We start from the raw sequence: 17387 nt of genomic DNA on the forward strand, positions 1-17387 counted from the left end.
TGTGAAATCGTGTGCGTTTACCGCATCGTTGCGGTGAACGTTCCCGATGCTAGGTAATCGGGTTAGCATGTAACACCTCCGAAAGTTGGGAGTAACAATGACGCCACTCACCGACGCATCGGCCCGACGCGCACTCGACGACGCGGTCGAGGAGTTCGCGCGCGCCACTCGCTTCCCGCTCGCCTTCGGCGGCTTCGAGTCGGGCGGCATCTCCACCATCACCGCGCTCGCCGGGCACCGCACGCTCAGCCTGCAGGGCCTGCGCGTCGAGCGCAGCCGCGGTCTCGGCGGACGAGCGATGAGCGAGTGCCGCCCCCGCCTCACGACCGACTACGCCCGCTCCCGGCACATCACTCACGACTACGACGCCGAGATCGGCACGGAGGGCATCGTCTCGCTCTTCGCGATGCCGGTGCTGGTCGGCGGCGCGGTGCGGGCCGTGCTCTACGGCGGCACGCGCGGCGGCTCGGTGCCCGGGGCGTCGTTCGTGCACGCCGGGGCCGCGGTCGCCCGCGAGCTCGGGCAGGAGATCCGCGTGCAGGACGAGGTCGAGCGCCGCATCGCCGCAGCCCGCGAACGCGCGCCGCAGGTCGAGACCCCCGCTCCCCTGCTGGAAAACCTGCGCGGCAGCCACGCCGAGTTGCGCAGCATCATGGCGGAGGTCGCGGATCCCGCCCTGCGCGCACGACTCTCGACGCTCGAGCAGCGGCTGGCCGGAATCGGCGGGCCGCTCCCCCGGGTGGCGTCGGCGGACGCGCCCGCGGTCGCGCTCTCGCGGCGCGAGATCGACGTGCTCTCCCACGCGGCACTCGGCCGCACGAACGCGCAGATCGGGGCGGCGCTCGGCCTCACCGAGAGCACGGTGAAGAGCTACATGCAGACCACCATGTCGAAGCTCGGGGTGTCGACGCGCCACGCGGCCGTGTCCGCCGCGCGCATGCGCGGGCTCATCCTCTGAGGCCGCCTCGTCGTCTTCTCCGAGGATCCCCCTGCGTCGTCCTACGCCGTGCGTTTCGCTCTCGGCCCTCGTGTGGTTTGGGGCGGTGCGGTGGTGTTGTGGTGCGGGTGTACTGGTTTGTGGGGTGGGGGTTGCTCATTCGGTGTTGTTTGCCGGTGGGGGTGGTGGGTGCGTGTGTAGCGTGCGAGTCATTATGGATGATTTGCGTGCGGAGAAGACTCGTTGTGCGTCTCGGGGTGTGCGGGGTGTGCGGGGGAAGCGGAGCGCGACGTCGGTGTTGTTGAGTGTGGTGTCGGCGGGTGCTGCGGGGGCGTTGTTGGTGGGGGTGTTGCCGGGAATGCAGGTGGGGGTGTTGTCGCGTGCGGCGGATGGGGCCGAGGTGCCTCGGACGTGGTCGTCTGCGGATCTCGCGGTGAGTGGTGCGGTGACGTCGCCTGCGGGGGTGCCGGGGACGTCGGGGGCGGTGGAGTATGCGTGGGGTGTGGAGTACGCGGGGGATCTCTCGGCGGCTGGTGGGGCGATGACTGGGGAGGAGCTTCCTGAGCGGCTGATCAGTGTGCTTCAGGGGGATACGGTCACGGGGAGTGCTGCGGTGTGGGGTGCTGCGGGGGATGAGTCGGGTGGGGTGGTGGGTGCTCCGGAGGTGCGTGGGGTGCCTGATCCTGGTCTCGGTGGGGCGTTGTCGGTGCTTGGGCAGGAGGTGTCGGAGGCGGGGGTCGGGAATACGCGGTGGCGGATCCGTGAGGCCGATGCGGTGCGTGTGAATACTGATGGTGGTCCGACTCCGTTGCGGTTCGAGGGTGCGTCTGCGGGGGCTGATGAGGCGTCTGCGGGGGTTGATGAGGCGGCTGGGGCTGATGAGGCGGCCGGGGCTGCTGCGGATGGTGGGGATGGGGTGCGGGTGTTCGTGGTGGATCCGGGGTTGGGGGTGACGTTGGAGGCCTGCGTGTCGGGTACGGCCTGTGATCCTGATGATGATGCCGATTGGGCGGCTGATCCGGCTGCGGTGGGTGCGGGGCCGGTGCCGGAGGAGCTCACGTGGCGTGCGGTCGCCACGAATATGGGCAATGTTGTGCTCAGTGATGTTCGTGTGGTCACGCTCACGGCAGATGCTGCCCCGCTCGAGGGGGTTTCGTTTCCGTCGTTCGGGGAGCTTGCGGTCGGGGCGACTGCGGCGGCGACGTTCACGACCCCGGTGCAGAGCGTGGGGCGCACGGTCGCGGTGACCGCGTCGGCGGTGTTCGAGGGTGACGGGCCGGACGGTGTGCCGCTCGCCGACCGTTTCACCGACGCTGCGGGAACGGTGGGGCGGTTGCCGTCGGCAGAAGCGACGGCAATGTACCCCGTCACTGAGAACACCGACACTGAGAACACCGACCCCGACGCGGAGAGCGCCGACCCCGAAGGGGAGAACACTGAGGCCGAGGCCGAGGCTGAGGACCCCGAGGCTGGGGACCCCGAGGCCGCGGGCGACGATGATCCGACGCACGAGACCGGTGAGCCGTTCCTCCTCGAAGACGGAATCGGCGCACGGACCGGGCCTCCAGGCAACTCGATGATCGACTTGCCGGTGACTTTGTACGCCTATGCGGGCGCGGGCGAGAACGTCGACGTGACGCTCCAGTTTCGTGTGCCTAGTACCTCCCCAATGGCCGGCGAGTATGCGAAGGTCGAGATCCTGCCCCCGGGTGGGGGCAGCTGGACGTGCACGATCCCGAGGAACGCGGCGGTGAACACGGCCTGCCAGCGGCTCGATTACACGAGCGCCCAGGCTGGGGTGTGGACGATCAAGTTCACCGAACATAGCGGGAGCTACCAGGACGGGTTCAAGTGGGACATCACGGTGCAGGACGCGTCGGCGGACCAGCCCGGACGTGTGTGGACCGACACGTACTTCATGTTCCAGCAGAGCACCGAGGACGTCAGTTTTTGGTACGTCGGCCCGTACGGGAATCGCTACAGAACCGACTACACCACGTATCACGGTTGGTCTTCGCAGTTCCGTTCCAATCAGTTCGGGGTGGTGAAGAAGGGCACCTGCGTCTCCGCGCACCGCAGCATCGACCAGAGCGATGCGGACTACTCGGGCTACGATCCGTCGTGCGGTGTGCCGTATCACATCTTCTTCGAACCGCCGTCGGCGAGTCTGCCGGCTGCTGCTACCGATCACGCCAATAAGACGCACTATGTGCTGCCGCCGCTCGCGACGCCGACGATCGACGATGTCTCGTACGCGTCGACGGCGCCGGCGTCGGCGACTCCGCGTGCCGGCGCGTTCACGGTGAGAACGCGCAACTACATCGGCAACGCCACTCTGCAGCTCGACCTGAACGGCAACGGCGTGTACGGCGAGGCCGCCGACGGTGAGCAGGAGTTCGCGATCGAGGGCGACACGACCGTGGTGCCGTGGGCCGGCACCACCGCGGGCGGGCAGCCCCTGCCCACCACGAGCAGCGTCAATGCGTCGGTGCTGCTGGAGGGGAGCGGCGAGGTGCACTTCACGCTCCACGATGCTGAGTCGAGATACGGCATCACGGTGACGAAGCTGAACGGGCCCGAGGCCAACGATGCGACGCTGTACTGGGACGACAGCGCCCTGGGCTCCGCCGATCGCATTCCGACGTGTCTGCCGCCGGTCTTGAAGAGCGGCGCGTCGGGCGCGAACAGTGCGGTCCCGGGCGGGGTGCACGGCTGGGCTTGCGGGGACGGTTATCACGTCAACGGGAAAGCGCCATGGGGTGACAATCGGTACATCGATGATTGGGCGGTCACCAGGTTTAGTGCGTCGCGGGAGGTGAAGCTCCCCGCGTATTCGGTGACGAAGTCGGCTGTGCCCGGCAGTGGCGGTATTCTGCGGGCGGGCGAGACCGTGACGTACACGGTCGAGGTGGAGAACACCACGAACGCGTACCTCGACCCCAAACAGTTGGCGCCCACGGTGATCGACGACCTGACCGGTGTGCTCGATGATGCGAGCTACAACAACGACGCCCAGGCCAGCCTGGGCGGCGTACCGGTGACACCGATGATGGGGGCGGTGTCGTTCGATGCGGCGACCGGGAAACTGTCGTGGGTGACCGGTGCCGCACCGAACTGGGGGCCGGGACAGAAACTGACGATCACGTACTCGGTGACGGTCACAGACCGCGCCACCCTCCTCGGAGGGACGCACAACGGGGATCTGATGCTGCGCAACCAGGTGACCAGCCACGGATGCGCCACAGCCCAGGCCTGCGCGACCGAGCACCCCGTGGACGCAGAAGGAGACACGGTGCTGCAGGTCGACAAGCAGTTCGTGTCGGCCACCGGGTGGGGTGCCGGTGACACGATCACGTGGCAGATCGATGTCCGCAACGGTGACGACACCAAACCCGCCTACCAGGTGCAGGTCGCAGACACCCCCGATACGGGCCTGGAACCCGGGAACGCGGTATGGCAGGCACTGCCCGCGGGAACCACCGCCACGGGCACGACCTGGAAAGTGGGCACCCTCGATCCGGGCGAAACGAAAACCGCCCGCGTCACCACGGTGATCGCGCAGGCCGCCGCACCCCACGGCCCCACCTACCGCAACGCCGTCACGGTCAGCAACCCGACCAACCCGTACGACACCCAGCGTCCGCTCACCGACATCGAACCCAACGAGACCGTCCAAGAAGACGCCGACCAAGCCGACCTGGCAGAAACACGCGCCCCGACAGCAACCTTCCACATCGACAAAGTCGGCGAGTCCGGCGACTGCCCACCCCCCGACACGTCGTGCTGGGTGGCGATGCCCGGATCCGACTGGCGGATCTACCCCGTCACCGGCGGAAACATCTCCCCGACCCCCGCCGCAGGGGTAGACATCACCCCGATCGACGGCGTCGCCGCCGGCGCAGGAGCCCCCGGCACCGCCACCCAGTTCCTCGTCACCGGACTGCTCCCCGGAGAATACGCACTCATCGAACACACAGCCCCCGAAGGATTCAGCCTGCTGGCAGCACCCCTGAAACTGACCGTGACCACCACCGGAACCGTGTCCTTCAACACCACCGACATCGCCGACGGCACCATCACGATCGGCGAGATCGACGCCGGCCCCGCAGGGAAAGTCCCGCAGGTCACCGTACGAGACGTCCCCAACCTCGTATTCCCCGTAGCCGGCGGCGCAGGATCCGCTCTCGTGCAATGGGCAGCAGCACTCCTCTGCGCAGCAGGCGGCGCGCTCCTCATACGCACCCTCACCACCAGACGCCGCACCCTCACCCACCTCTGACCCCACACCCCAACACCCACCCGCGACGAACACGCTCAGCTCTCGCCGTGCAGCACGCGGGCCGAGAGGCGGTCCACCGCGAGACGCAGGGCGCGATCCGGATCGACGTCCGCCGCGTTCGCCCGGGTGACGAGCGCGAGCATCGCGTCACCGATGCCGAACTCCGCAAGACGCTGCTCGTCGGGGCCGATCACCGCTGCGAGCGGATCCTCGTGCGAGCGTTCGGCCGCCGACGGGTTGATGAGCCCCGCGCGCCGCAGCCGGTCGACAACCTTGGCCGCGCGGGCGAGCGAGGGCATGCCCGCGGGAATGCCGTCGAGCGGGCTGCGGGATCCGCGGTCCTCCCCCGCGGCGTCCTCCTTGAGCCGCTCCCACTCCGCATGCAGCTCGTCGACCGACAGATACCCGCGGTCGCCGAAGACGTGCGGGTGCCGTGCGATGAGCTTCTCGTTCAGGGCGTCGGCCACGGCGGCCAGGTCGTAGCCCTCGCCGTCGCGCTCGGCGATGGCCGCGTGGAACAGCACCTGATAGAGCACGTCGCCGAGCTCGTCGCGCGTCTCCCCCGCCGGCAGATCGCGCTCGATCGCGTCGATGAACTCGGCGGTCTCCTCGACCAGGAAGCGCGTCAGCGACTCGTGGGTCTGGGCCTCGTGCCAGGCGCAGCCTCCCGGCTGCACCATGGTGCGCACGGTCTCCACCACCCGCGCCAGCGCTGCAGCGGTCCGATCCTCAGCCCCCTCCGCGTGCAGCTCGGTCGGAGGGTTTTCGGCATCGTCGCTCGCGCTGTCCATGCGTTCCAGCCTATCGAGCCGCGGCTCGCGGCCGGGTCGCCGCCCGCGCTCCGGCGAGAGCGCCAGCGTGGCAGCGGGCGCGGTTCGAATCCCTGCGCTCGAATCTGTAGACTTCCCTGGGCGCCTGCTTGGGTGCCGGCAGTAGAGGGGGAAGGAACTCACTATGAACTCGATCACTCGGCGCACCGGCGCCGTCGTCGCCGCGGCAGGTCTGGCGCTTGCGCTGGCATCGTGCTCCGGCGGGCAGAGCGTCGCCGAGGCGTGCACGATCGCCGAGGAGACCATGACGGAGGTCGTGACGCAGTCGCAGGCAGACACGCAGCAGGCGCTGCAGGGGGCGCTGCAGGGCGAAGACGTCGATTTCGGTGCGATCTTCCAGCCCATCAAGGACGCCCTGAGCGAGACGCAGAAGAAGGTCACCAACGAGGAGGTCTCGGGCGCCCTCGATACCTTCGTGTCCGAGTACAACTCGTTCGCCGAGGTGATCGAGCAGGTCGATCTCTCGGGCTTCCAGGAACTCTCGGAGATGTCCGACCTCGATCCGAGCGACCCCGATGCGATGGCGAAGATCGAGGAGCTCCAGGCGAAGAGCACCGAGCTGCAGCAGCAGGCCGAGGAGCTGCAGACGCAGATCCAGGGCAAGACCGAGTCGCTCACCGACGCGAGCGCCCAGCTCGGCGAGCTCTGCAACGCGAACTAGTCGCGTCGCTCCGCTCGAAGTCGGACGGGCCCCGGACTCATCGAGTCCGGGGCCCGTTTGCGCGCACGGGTCAGGATCCCGTTCCCGCGTCCTCCTCGAGCAGCGTTGCGAGCACACGACCGGTCCAGGCGACGATGTCGCTCTCGTCGCCCACGCGCTTCTGCCCCACCCCGGCCAGCGGACTGCGCGACGATGCCGTGCCGCCGGGCAGCGGGATCTGCAGCGCGCCGGTGGCCTCCGTGTACCGAGCACCCGGGTACATGCGGTTCATCCGCATGCGCCGAGAGTCGAGCATCTTGACGGGTTCGATGCGCAGTGCGGGCCCCGCCGCGACGACCTTCGACAGCCCCAGCTTCGCGGCTCGCCGGCGCAGCGCCGACACCGCCGCCAGGCGCTGCACCTCGGCCGGGGGCTCGCCGTAGCGGTCGGCCAGCTCCTCGAGCACGAGCGATACGTGGTCGTCGGGCGCATGCGGGTGCGAGGCCGCCGAGAACTTCTGGTAGGCCTCGAGTCGCAGGCGCTCGCTCTCGACGTACTCCTCGGGAATGTGCGCGTCGACGGGCAGCTCGAGCACCAGCTCGACCGGACCGGTCGATTCCTCGCCCTTGAAGGTGTTCACCGCCTCGCCGATCATGCGCAGGTACAGATCGAACCCCACCCCCGCGATATGGCCCGACTGCTCGCCGCCCAGCAGGTTGCCGGCACCGCGCAGCTCGAGGTCCTTGAGCGCCACCTGCATGCCCGATCCGAGCTCGTTGTTGGCGGCCAGGGTCTCGAGACGCTCGTGCGCGTGCTCGGTGAGCGGCTTCTCGGGGTCGTAGAGGAAGTAGGCGTAGGCACGCTCGCGGCTGCGCCCCACCCGGCCGCGCAACTGGTGCAGCTGGCTCAGACCGTACTTGTCGGCGCCGTCGATGATGATCGTGTTCGCATTGGCGATGTCGAGACCGGTCTCGACGATGGTGGTCGAGACCAGCACGTCGAACTTGCGCTCCCAGAAGTCCTGCACGACCTGCTCGAGCTGGTGCTCGCTCAGTCGCCCGTGCGCCACGGCCACGCGCGCCTCGGGTACGAGCTCCGCGATGTGCGCGGCGACCCGTCCGATCGACTGCACCCGGTTGTGCACGAAGAAGACTTGCCCCTCCCGCAGCATCTCGCGGCGGATCGCAGCCGTGATCTGCTTGTCGCTGCGCGGGCCGACGAAGGTGAGGATCGGGTGCCGGTCCTCGGGCGGCGTCGCGAGCGTCGACATCTCCCGGATGCCCGTCACCGCCATTTCGAGCGTGCGCGGGATCGGGGTCGCGCTCATCGCGAGGATGTCGACGTTGGTCTTGAGCTTCTTCAGCGAGTCCTTGTGCTCCACGCCGAAGCGCTGCTCCTCATCGATGATGAGCAGCCCGAGATCCTTGTAGATGATGCTGTCCGAGAGCAGCCGATGCGTACCGATGACGACGTCGACCGTGCCGGCGGCGAGCCCCTCGATCGTGTCATTCGCCTCCTTGTCGCTCTGGAAGCGGCTGAGCGCGCGCAGGCGCACGGGAAACCCGGCGAAGCGATCCTGGAAGGTCTCGAGGTGCTGATTCACGAGCAGTGTGGTGGGCACCAGCATCGCGACCTGCTTGCCGTCCTGCACCGCCTTGAACGCCGCCCGCACGGCCACCTCGGTCTTGCCGAAGCCCACGTCGCCGGCGATGAGCCGGTCCATGGGAATCGCCCGCTCCATGTCGCGCTTCACCTCGTCGATCGTGGTGAGCTGGTCGAGCGTCTCGGCGTAGGGGAACGCCTCCTCCAGTTCGTGCTGCCAGGGGGTGTCCGGCGAGAAGGGGTGCCCCTTCGAGGCGACACGCGCCGAATAGAGCTTCACCAGCTCAACGGCGATGTCTCGCACCGCCTTGCGCGCCTTCTTCTTGGCATTGGCCCAGTCGCTGCCGCCCATCTTGGAGAGGGCGGGCGCCTCGCCGCCGACGTAGCGCGACAGCTGGTCCAGCTGGTCGGTCGGCACGTACAGCTTGTCCTTGGGCATGCCGCGCTTGGTCGACGCGTACTCGAGCACCAGGTACTCGCGCAGCGCCTTCGTCGCGTCCCTGCCGATACCGGTCGGCACCATGCGCTGCGTCAGCTCGACGAACTGACCGATGCCGTGCGTCTCGTGCACCACATAGTCTCCCGCGACGAGCTTCAGGGGATCCACCACGTTCTTGCCGCGCCGCTTCGCGAGCTTCTGGCCGCTCGCCGCCTGCGATCCCGCCGAGCGGCCGAAGAACTCGGCCTCCGTGGCGAGCAGCAGCTTCGCCTCGGTGCTCTCGAATCCCGACCACGCGGTGCCCGCCACGAGGTAGACGACGCCGTCCTCGAGCCGTTCGGGGAGTTGCTCCACCATGCGCGCCGCGGCGCCCGCTTCCGCGAGCACGTCGCGGGCGCGCTCCACCAGGCCGACGCCCTGGGCGCTGACGATCGCGTGCCATCCCTCGCGCAGGCGCTCCGAGAAGAGGCGGATCGCCGACTGCGTGGCATCCGCACCACTCGCCGGGCGCGGGAAGTGCCCGCCTGCCACCTCGACGGCGAGGGGGTCACCTGCGTCCGTCATCCTGCGCGCAGTCGCAGGATCCATGGCTCCGTCCCGCTGGTTGAGCGGGCGCAGCGAGTCGAGACCATCCGTGGACTCGGGTGTCGCCTCCGCTGCGCTCTGCTCAACCGGCGAAGCGGCGTCATCGGCGCCGCTGACGAAGGTGGAGACCGTCCACCAGGGCCGCCCGTGCGACGCGACCCGCAGTTCCGAGACCGAGAGCATTCCGCTGTCGTCGGTCGGCACGGGCGCATCCGCGCCGGCCGTCGCCGCGCTCCAGGCGGCCTCGAGGAACTCCCGGTTCGTCTCGGCCAGGCTCACGGCGCGCCCGGCCACGCGCTCGGGCGACGCCACGAGCACCGCTCCCCCGTCGGGCAGCAGCGCGGTGAGCGGACGAAGTCCCGGCACGAGTTGGGGCAGCAGACTCTCCATGCCCTCGACGGGAATCCCCTGGCTCATCTTCTCGAGCAACGAGGACAGCGCCGGGTAGCGCGGCAACAGCTCCGCCGCGCGCTCGCGCACCTCGTCGGTGAGCAGCAGCTCGCGCGCGGGCCACAACTCGAGCGCGTCGATGGGATCCCCGGCGCTGCGCTGATCCGAGACCGCAAAGCGCCGGATCTGGTCGACCTCATCGCCGAAGAAGTCCACGCGGACGGCCTGGGACGCCTCGGGCGGGAAGACGTCGAGGATGCCGCCGCGCACCGCGAACTCGCCGCGGCGCGTCACCATGTCCACTCGGGTATAGGCGCGCAGCACCAGTTCGCGCGCGACTGCGTCGAGGCCGATGGTCGTCATCCTGCGCGCGGCGAAGCCGGTCATGCTGCGCGAGCGAAGCGAGTCGCAGTGCGCAGGATCCACGTTGGAGTCGGTGAGATCCTGCGATCCGCTGCGCGGCCGCAGGACGACGGCGGGGGTCTCACCGGCGCGCAGCACGAGCGGCTCCGCCTGCGCCGCGTGCGGTGACACCGGCTGCAGGGCTGCCCGCACCGAGGCCACGAGAATCATCGGGCGGGATCCGTCGTGCTCGCGCAGCACGCGCAGAGCCGCCGCCCGGCGCCCGACGGTCTCGGCGCTCGGGCTCAGGCGCTCGTGCGGCAGCGTCTCCCAGGCGGGGAACTCGGCGGTCTGCGCCTCTGGCAGGAGCGAGCCGAGCGCCGAGCGCAGCGCATCGGCCTCCCGGCTCGTGGCGGCGATCACCAGCAGCGCGCCGCGATCCCCCGCCTCACGGCGCCGACGCACCAGTCCCGCGATGAGCGGAGCCCGCAGGCCCTCGGCGACCGAGAACTCGGCGTCGGAGCCGCTCGCGTCGAGCGCCCGGGCGAACGACGGAGACGCCTCGAGCAGGCGTTCGATCCCGCTCAGCGTCACTTCGCGGCCCGCCCGTGGAAACGCTGCTGAGCCGCGAGCAGCCCCTCGTCGACGATCGACTCGGCTGCGTCGGCCGCATCCTCGAGCAGCACGGGGAGCGCACCGCGCTCGGCCGTCGCGAACGGCCGCAGCACGTAGTCTGCGGGATCCTGCTGCCCCGGAGGCCGGCCGATGCCGACGCGCACGCGCAGGAAATCGGGGGTTCCGAGCGCCTTGGCGATGTCGCGCAGGCCGTTGTGCCCCCCGTGCCCGCCGCCCTGCTTCAGCTTGACGCTGTCGAAGGGCAGATCGAGTTCGTCATGGATGACGACGATGCGATTCGGCGGCACGTCGAAGTACTTCGAGAGCGACGAGACGGGTCCGCCGGAGGTGTTCATGTATCCGTTCGACTTCGCGAGGATGAGCTTCGGGCCGCCCGGGCGCAAGCGGCCATCCGCGATGCGCGAACCCGTGCGGTGCGATGAGAAGCTCGCGCCGAGTCGCTCGGCGAGCACGTCGAGCGCCATCTGCCCCACGTTGTGCCGCGTCGCCTCGTACTTGGCTCCGGGATTCCCCAGGCCGACGATCAGCCAGCTGTCACCGGACACGTGCTCCTCCGTACTCCTGCGCCTGCGCTTGCGCCAGAACATCGCTCATCCTCCCAGAACGCGAACGGGCCCGTCGAGCAGACGCTGCTCCACGGGCCCGAAACCGCGAACGATTACTCGGCGGCCGCGTCCCCCGCGGTCTCCTCCTCGTCAGATGCCGCACCGCGCGGCACGACGACGTTGACGACGAGCAGATCGGCGTCTCCGAGCAGGCTCGCACCCTTCGGCAGCTCGATGTCGCCGGTGACGATGTGCGCGCCCTCCTCGAGGCCCTCAACGCTCACCTCGACGTGCTCGGGGATGTCGGTGGCGGGAACGCTGAGGTGGATCGTGTTGAGCTCCTGCAGCGCGTTGGTGCCGGCGAAGGACTCGCCGACAACGTGCACGGGAACCTCGACCTCGACGGTCTCGCCCTTCTTGACGACGAGCAGGTCGACGTGCTCGATGACCTGGCGCACGGGATCCTTCTGCACGTCCTTGACGAGCACGAGCTCCTTGCGGCCCGCGATGTCGAGCTCGATGATGGCGTTGGCGTGACGGATGATGAGGCTCAGCGGGTGGGTCTCGACCGAGACGTGCACGGGATCGGTGCCGTGGCCGTAGACGACCGCCGGGGTCTGGCCGACGGCGCGCAGCTTGCGGGCAGCGCCCTTGCCGAAGCTCTCGCGGGCGGTGGCGACCAGCTGATTGGTCTCGCTCATAGTGTTCTCTCCTTGCGGGCTCTCGCCCAATGAGGGCGGCCGTGCCGCCAGGATTGGTGTCTCGCACTTGCGTTGCAACGCAGCAAGATGGCCCGCTGAGGCAGTCCGTCCCGCGTCGATCACGGGCGCAGATGCGCCCCTCGCCGAAGTACAGCTCACCATTCTACACGACCGGATCCGGTGCCGAATCCGGTGCCGAATCCGGTGCCGAACCCGCGCTGCGGCACCCGGCCGGGTGCCGGTCAGGCCGGCGCGGCACGGCCGTGGATGCGCGTCGACAAGAGCTCCGCAGTGCGGCGCGCCTCGGCGGCGAGGCCGGGGAGTCGTTCCTCGGGGACATCCCGCTGGGGAAACGTCGTCGCCAGCGCGGCGACCGGCCAGCCGCGGTGATCGAGCACCGGCACCCCGATGGAGGCGAGGCCGGCGGTCACCGATCCCCGCTCGATCGCGTAGCCGCGAGTGCGAGTCTCGTCGAGCACGGCGCGCAGCCGCGAGTAGCGATCGATGGGCTCCTCGCCTTCGGAGCCGCGCTGGACGAAGGCGCCGCGATCCGGGAACAGCGCGCGCACCTGCGCCTTCGGGAGCGCCGCGAGCACGGCCCTGCCGCTCGCGGTCACGGGCATGGGCAATCGCACATCGACGTCGGTCACCAGGTGCGGCGAACCCGGCGCCCGTTCCTCGATCACGTAGAGCACGTCGCGCCCGTGCGGCACCGCGAGGTGGCAGCTCAGTCGCACGCGATCGACGAGCGCCCGCAGCAGGGGGCGCCCGAGGCGAGCGAGGGGCTCCTGCCGCGCATACGCCGAACTCAGCTCGACGGCGGCGATGCCGAGCCCGTACCGCTTCTCCTCCGGCAGGTGCATCACGAAACCGTGGTGCTGCAGCGCGGCGAGCAGCTGGTAGACGGTGGAGCGCGGCAGCTCGAGGCGACTCGCGATCATGCTGGCCGCCAGCGGGCCCCGCGAGCCCGCGAGCAGGCCGAGGATCCGCAGCGTCTGATCGGCTGCGGGGGCCTTCGGCTGGCTCGCGTTCACGTGAGGCGCCTCAGACCAGTGGGGCGCCGACCGCCCCCTCCACAGCCGACAGCACCGCTCCGCTCGACACGAAGTCGTGCGCCGCTGCGACCGTCGGAGACAGGAACGAGTCGGTCTCAGGCTCGCCGATGCGGGTGCGGAACAGCGCGTGCACCGCGGCGGTAGCCGGCGCGGGCGCCCCCTCCCCCGCGGCCGCGCGGAAGTCGAGCGCCCGCGTGGAGGCGAGCAGCTCGATGCCGAGCACGCGCGTCAGCCCGTCGACGGCGCGACGCAGCTTGCGCCCCGCGTGCCAGCCCATCGAGACGTGGTCCTCCTGCATGGCCGACGACGGGATCGAGTCGACCGACGCCGGGGCCGCGAGCCGCTTGAGCTCGGAGACGATGCCGGCGGCCGTGTACTGCGCGATCATGAGGCCGGAGTCGAGGCCGGCGTCGGCGGCGAGGAACGGAGGCAGACCGTGGTTGCGCGCCACGTCGAGGAACCGGTCCGTACGGCGCTCCGAGATGCTCGCCACATCGGCCACGGCGATCGCCAGGAAGTCGAGCACGTAGGCGACGGGCGCGCCGTGGAAGTTGCCGTTGGACTCGACGCGGCCGTCGGGTGTGACCACGGGGTTGTCGACGGCGGACACCAGCTCGATCGACGCGACGCGGGCGGCGTGGGCCGCAGTGTCGCGGGCCGCTCCGTGCACCTGCGGGGCGCAGCGCAGCGAATACGCGTCCTGCACCCGCGTGAACTCGCCCTCGCGGGGCCGCTGCACCAGTCCCGACCCGGCGAGCACGCTGCGCATGTTGGCGGCCGAGTCGGCCTGACCGGGGTGCGGGCGCAGTGCGTGCAGATCCTCGGCGAACACGGCGTCGGTGCCGGTCAGCGCCTCGACGCTCGCCGCGGCCGCGACGTCGGCGACGGTCAGCAGCCCGGCGAGATCGTGCAGCGCGAGGCAGAGCATTCCGAGCATGCCGTCGGTGCCGTTGATGAGGGCCAGCCCCTCCTTCTCCGCCAGCACGAGCGGCTCGATACCCGCCTCGGCGAGCGCGATGCCGGCCGGCACGGGCGCGGCGTGCGGATCCTGCGAGAGCCGCACCTCACCCTCGCCCATCAGTGTGAGGGCGCAGTGCGCGAGCGGACTGAGGTCGCCCGAGCAGCCGAGCGAGCCGTACTCGTGCACCACGGGCGCGATGCCGGCGTTCAGGATCGCCGCGTAGGTCTGCACCACCTCGGGCCGCACGCCGGTGCGCCCGGTCGCGAGGGTGTTCAGACGCAGCAGCATGAGCGCGCGCACCACCTCGCGTTCGACCTCGGGCCCTGTGCCCGCGGCGTGGGAACGGATGAGACTGCGCTGCAGCTGCTGCCGCTTCTCGAGCGGGATCTGCACCTTCGCGAGCGCCCCGAAGCCCGTCGAGACGCCGTAGTGGGGGCGTGTGTCGTTCGCGAGATCCTCGATGATCCTGCGGCTCGCGGCGACGCGTTCGAGCGCAGCCGAGGAGAGCTCGACGGTCGCGTCGTGGCGGGCGACGGAGACGACATCGCCGACCGTCAGCGGTGCGGCGCCGAGAACGACGGGGGTGCGGGAGGATGAACTGCTCATGGTGTCGATTCCATCTGACGGCGGGCCCGTGGGCGAGAGCCCCGCCGCGTCCATTGTCCGGTATCCCGGACTCGAAGACAAGCGCGCCGGAATCCCGCGGTTTCTGGGATCCCGGACCCATTCTGCGCGGAGCCGCGCCCGGCGCCTGTCGTGCGTTGCTAGCTTCGCCGGCAGGAGCGATGCAGCTCCGCGCGCACCCCACGAAAGGACTGCGATGAATACCTCGTCCACCGACACCGGCCGCAACGAGGCGGCCATCGACGATGCAGCACCCGAGAACGCATCCGAGAACGCATCCGAGAACGCATCCGAGAATGCACCCGCGGGCCGCCTCCACCGCGGCCTCACCGCCAGGCACATCAGGTTCATGGCGCTCGGCTCGGCGATCGGCACCGGACTCTTCATGGGCTCCTCCGGCGCGATCCAGACCGCCGGCCCGGCCGTACTGCTCGCCTATATCATCGGCGGCGCCGCCGTCTTCATGGTGATGCGCGCGCTCGGCGAGATGGTGGTGAGACACCCCGTCTCCGGCTCGTTCGGCCAGTATGCCTCGCGGTACATCAGCCCCTTCGCCGGCTTCCTGGTGGGGTGGAGCTTCGCCTTCGAGATGTTCCTGGTAGCCGTCTTCGACGCCACCGCGATCGGCGTCTACATGCGATTCTGGTACCCCGAGGTCTCCCAGTGGGTGTGGGTGCTCGCGGTCGTCTTCTTCATCGCGGCCATCAACCTCATCGGCGTCAAGGTCTTCGGCGAGCTGGAATTCTGGTTCGCCCTCATCAAGATCGTCGCGATCATCGCGCTCATCGTGGCGGGCGCGGCCATCATCGTGTTCGGCTTCGGCATTGCCGGGCACGAGGACATGGGAGTCCAGAACCTCGTGGACCACGGCGGGTTCATGCCGCACGGCATCTGGGGGCTTCTGGCCTCCTTCACCATCGTGATGTTCGCGTTCGGCGGGATCGAGATCATCGGCATCACCGCCGGAGAGGCCCAGAACCCCAAGCAGGTGCTGCCGAAGGCGATCAACTCCGTGCCGATCCGCATCCTCATGTTCTACGTGCTCACGCTCGGAGTCATCATGTGCATCCAGCCGTGGGTGGACATCACAGGCGAGTCGAGCCCCTTCGTCTCGATCTTCGAGTCGCTCGGATTCCAGGCGGCCGCAGCGGTGTTCAACGTGGTGCTCGTCACCGCGGCCCTCTCGGCGATGAACGCAGACATCTTCGGCGCGGGCCGCATGATCCACGGGCTCGCCGAGCAGGGTCAGGCGCCCCAGGCGTTCACGAAGACGACGCGCAACGGCGTGCCCGTCATGACGGTGGCCACGATGATCGTCGCGCTGCTCATCGGCGTCGTGCTCAACTACTTCTACCCCGACCAGGTGCTCTTCCTGCTCGGGGCGCTCGCCACCTTCGCAACGGTGCTCGTGTGGCTCGTGATCCTCGTGTCCCACATCCGGATGAAGGCGGAGATCGCTCGCGAGCACCGGCTCCCGAGCGAGTTCCCGGTGCCCCTGTGGCCGCTCGCGTCGTACCTGACCGTGGGCTTCATCGTCTTCGTGATCGTCATGGTCGGCATCGTGCCGGAGTCGCGACCCGCGCTCTGGGTCGGTCTCGTCTGGATCGGACTCCTGACCCTCTGCTACTTCGCGTTCGTGCGCGGTGCGGGGCGCAGACCGCACCAGCTGGTCGATCACACCGAGCCGATCCCCGTCATCCCCGTCGACCGCGAGGAGTGATCCGGGCTGCCGAGGGCCTGGCGGTCGCGTCCGGAATCCCGCACACGACCGCCAGGAAGCCTGGCAGAGCACGTCGAACTCTTGCTAACGTCGCTCACATGAGCGCTGCAGCCGAAACCCCGTCCCTGTCGCACGACCCCTCCTGGCCGCGCACCGGCGACTGGCCGGCTCCCGAGATCGCGGGTGACCGCGTCGAGCTGACGATCGTGGGCGTGCCGACGTCGCGCACTTCCCTCTCCCCCACGAATGCGCACGAGACTCCAGCGGCGATCCGACACGCACTGCGGCGCTACTCCTCACACCTCGTCGCTCCCGGCCACCCCGGCGGCCGCGGCCCGGAGGCCGAGCTGGTGCTCGACGAGGAGCTGCGGATCGCCGACGCCGGAGATCTCTCCGATCCGGATTCGGACGCCGGCGAGGCCGCCGCCGCCCAGCGGATCGCTGAGCTCTCGGCTCGCTCCGACCTCGTCGTCGCACTCGGCGGCGACAACGCGCTGACGGTTCCGGCCGCGCTCGGCGTGGCCGGCGGCTCGCTCGAGACCGCCGGCCTCATCACCATCGATGCCCACCACGACCTGCGCGAGGGACGCAGCAACGGTTCGCCCGTGCGACGCCTCGTCGAAGCCGGCCTCAATCCGCACCGCATCGTGCAGATCGGCATCGCTGACTTCGCCAATTCGCAGGCGTACCGTCGGCGTGCGCGCGAGCTCGGCATCACGGTCATCCACCGCGATGAGCTGCACGACCGGCCGTTGCGCGAGGTAGCCCAGGAGGCGCTGCACGTCGCCGGTGCGGGTGGCGGGCCGATCCACGTCGACCTCGACGTGGACGTCTGCGACCGATCGGTGGCCCCCGGCTGCCCGGCCTCGATCCCCGGAGGGCTCGAAGCGCATGAGCTTCGCCGCCTCACCCGCCTGCTCGCCGCAGACGCACGAGTGAGCGGCATCGATATCGCGGAGGTCGACGCGACCGCCGACGCCGCCGACGGCCGCACGGTGCGCCTCGCGGCGCTTCTGGTGCTCGAGGCCGCCGCGGGCCTCGCGCAGCGCCTCGGCCGCTGAGCGGGGTCGTTCGCAGCACCGCGGCTTCGACTCGCTCCGC

The 17387-nt window shown here is 69.6% G+C and carries 11 protein-coding genes; 5 read left to right on the forward strand and 6 right to left on the reverse strand.

The genetic code is table 11. The features are described from left to right. The first annotated feature begins 97 nt into the window (after positions 1-97). Positions 98-958 (forward strand): LuxR C-terminal-related transcriptional regulator, encoded by an 861-nt coding sequence (locus EVS81_RS03345; protein ID WP_130109128.1) that lies wholly within the window; start codon positions 98-100, stop codon positions 956-958. Between the two features lie 946 nt (positions 959-1904). Further along, on the forward strand, positions 1905-5216 hold the full coding sequence (locus EVS81_RS03350) for a DUF7927 domain-containing protein (RefSeq protein ID WP_130109129.1): 3312 nt from the start codon (positions 1905-1907) through the stop codon (positions 5214-5216). Between the two features lie 35 nt (positions 5217-5251). Here the strand turns inward: EVS81_RS03350 and EVS81_RS03355 are convergent, their stop codons facing one another. Further along, positions 5252-6007, reverse strand: a complete 756-nt coding sequence (locus tag EVS81_RS03355) for a MazG nucleotide pyrophosphohydrolase domain-containing protein (protein ID WP_130109130.1) — start codon at positions 6005-6007, stop codon at positions 5252-5254. A 163-nt stretch (positions 6008-6170) separates the two neighbouring features. Between EVS81_RS03355 and EVS81_RS03360 the strand changes: the two genes are divergently transcribed. Next, the gene (locus EVS81_RS03360) at positions 6171-6707 is read left to right on the forward strand and encodes a hypothetical protein (protein WP_130109131.1); all 537 of its coding nucleotides are present in this window, start codon (positions 6171-6173) and stop codon (positions 6705-6707) included. A gap of 70 nt (positions 6708-6777) precedes the next feature. Here EVS81_RS03360 and mfd read toward each other — a convergent pair whose 3' ends face one another. From mfd to hutH, 5 genes are all read right to left on the reverse strand, one after another. Further along, complete coding sequence (mfd, locus tag EVS81_RS03365) at positions 6778-10536, reverse strand: transcription-repair coupling factor (protein WP_420813276.1); 3759 nt, start codon at positions 10534-10536, stop codon at positions 6778-6780. A gap of 98 nt (positions 10537-10634) precedes the next feature. Continuing rightward, positions 10635-11267, reverse strand: a complete 633-nt coding sequence (pth, locus tag EVS81_RS03370) for an aminoacyl-tRNA hydrolase (RefSeq protein WP_130109133.1) — start codon at positions 11265-11267, stop codon at positions 10635-10637. Between the two features lie 71 nt (positions 11268-11338). After that, positions 11339-11926, reverse strand: coding sequence for a 50S ribosomal protein L25/general stress protein Ctc (locus EVS81_RS03375; RefSeq protein WP_130109134.1), 588 nt, complete (start codon positions 11924-11926; stop codon positions 11339-11341). Between the two features lie 242 nt (positions 11927-12168). Further along, positions 12169-12960 carry an IclR family transcriptional regulator gene (locus EVS81_RS03380; RefSeq protein WP_240739946.1) on the reverse strand — a complete coding sequence of 264 codons (792 nt, stop codon included), beginning with the start codon at positions 12958-12960 and terminating at the stop codon, positions 12169-12171. Positions 12961-12970: 10 nt separating this feature from the next. Continuing rightward, positions 12971-14548: a histidine ammonia-lyase gene (hutH, locus tag EVS81_RS03385; protein WP_130109136.1), complete on the reverse strand. Its 1578-nt coding sequence runs from the start codon at positions 14546-14548 to the stop codon at positions 12971-12973. 214 nt (positions 14549-14762) lie between these two features. Here hutH and EVS81_RS03390 point away from each other — a divergent pair, with 214 nt between their 5' ends. Both EVS81_RS03390 and EVS81_RS03395 read left to right on the forward strand, forming a co-directional pair. Beyond that, positions 14763-16286 carry an amino acid permease gene (locus EVS81_RS03390; protein ID WP_130109137.1) on the forward strand — a complete coding sequence of 508 codons (1524 nt, stop codon included), beginning with the start codon at positions 14763-14765 and terminating at the stop codon, positions 16284-16286. A gap of 98 nt (positions 16287-16384) precedes the next feature. Then, a complete protein-coding gene (locus tag EVS81_RS03395; RefSeq protein ID WP_130109138.1) occupies positions 16385-17347 on the forward strand; it encodes an arginase family protein in 963 nt (320 codons plus the stop codon). Positions 17348-17387 lie beyond the last annotated feature (40 nt).

This window comes from Leucobacter triazinivorans, from assembly GCF_004208635.1.
Classification (GTDB): Bacteria; Actinomycetota; Actinomycetes; order Actinomycetales; family Microbacteriaceae; genus Leucobacter; species Leucobacter triazinivorans.